Raw genomic sequence first — 1469 nt, 5'->3', positions numbered from 1 at the left:
AGATACTAGACATGGTTAACCCTTAACGGCGCCGGCGGCGATGCCGCGGACGAAATAGCGGCCGGACAGGAAGTAGACGACGAGCGTCGGAATGGCGGTGATCAGCGCCGCGGCCATGTTGACATTGGGGTTGGCCGCGCCGCGCGCGTTGTTGACAATATTGGTAAGTTGCACCGTCATCGGCAGGTTGTCGTTGCCGGCGAAGATGAGGCCGAGCAGGTAGTCGTTCCAGATGCCAGTGAATTGCAGGATCGCCACTACCACGAGAATATTAGTCGAAATCGGCAAGATGACCGATCTAAAGGTTCGCAAGAAGCTTGCACCTTCCATGCGAGCGGCGCGGCTKATCTCATCTGGCACTCCAATGTAGAAATTGCGAAATAGCAACGTTGTGTAAGGAAGGCCATAGATGACGTGCACGAAGACGATGCCGAGATATGTGCGGAACAGCCCGACATTGCTAAGGATCTTCACGGTCGGATACAGCATGGCCTGATAGGGAATAAACAGTCCGACCGTCACCAGGAGCATGGTCACATTCGCATGCCGCGATTTCCATTGCGACAGCKCGTAGCCGTTCAACGCCCCCGCCAGCGTGGAGATGATCACGGCGGGGATGGTTATCTTGATCGAGTTCCACAGGCCGGGCCGCACGCCTTTGCAGTCGAGACCGGTGCAGGCGTCTTTCCAAGCCGTCACCCAGGCGTCTAAGCTCGGTTTGATCGGGAGGGCCAATAGGTTACCTTGGCGGATCTCCTCGAGCGGTTTCAGCGAGTTCATCACCATCAGCAGCAGCGGCAGCAGGAAGAATATCGCCGAGACGATCAGGAAAGTATAAAGGCCGATTCGGGCGGCGTGCGGCGTAAAAGGTTTGGAGCGGGCCAACACGGGGGTCATGTGCGCCTCCGGAATTCGCTATAGAAATACGGCGCAAGCAGCAGCAGCGAGAGCAACAACATCATAATCGACGCGGCCGACGCGAGCCCCAGATTGACGCGGGCGAAATAGAAATCGACGGCGAATTTTGCCGGCATTTCAGTTGAAATGCCGGGACCGCCCTTGGTCATGGCGATAACGAGATCGTAGCCGCGAATGACTTCCGACATTAAAAGCACGACACAAGAGGCGATGATCGGCCGCATACCGGGGAAGATCACCTGAAGGTAGGCCYGCCACAACGGGATCCCTTCCATTCGGATCGCCTTCCAGAGATCGTTGTCTATGCCGCGAAGTCCGGCAAGAACAATAACCATGACGAGGCCTGCGGAATGCCAGATACTAGCGATAACCAGTGTGTAGAGAGCCCTGTCCGGGCGCACMAGCCAGTCGAAGGTGAAACCTTGCCAACCGAAGCTGTGCATTAGCGCCTGCAAGCCGTTCGAAGGATCAAGCAGCCAGCGYCAGGAAAGACCGGTGACGATTAACGAAACGGTCAGCGGATAGAGAAAAATGGTGCGGAACAACGATTC

At 56.5% G+C, this 1469-nt stretch carries 2 protein-coding genes; both read right to left on the bottom strand.

The window, feature by feature from the left end; translation table 11 throughout:
* Positions 1-15: 15 nt before the first annotated feature.
* The gene (locus tag QD357_RS32225; RefSeq protein WP_414126066.1) at positions 16-885 is read right to left on the bottom strand and encodes a carbohydrate ABC transporter permease; all 870 of its coding nucleotides are present in this window, start codon (positions 883-885) and stop codon (positions 16-18) included.
* 8 nt (positions 886-893) lie between these two features.
* On the bottom strand, positions 894-1469 hold a 576-nt coding region (locus QD357_RS32220; RefSeq protein ID WP_414126065.1), incomplete at its 5' end, for a carbohydrate ABC transporter permease.

Origin of the sequence: Rhizobium sp. BR 317 (assembly GCF_047445835.1) — a bacterium.
Lineage (GTDB): Bacteria > Pseudomonadota > Alphaproteobacteria > Rhizobiales > Rhizobiaceae > Rhizobium > Rhizobium paranaense.
The sequence above is the reverse complement of the archived record's forward strand: the minus strand, read 5'-3'. Positions and strand labels throughout refer to the sequence as shown.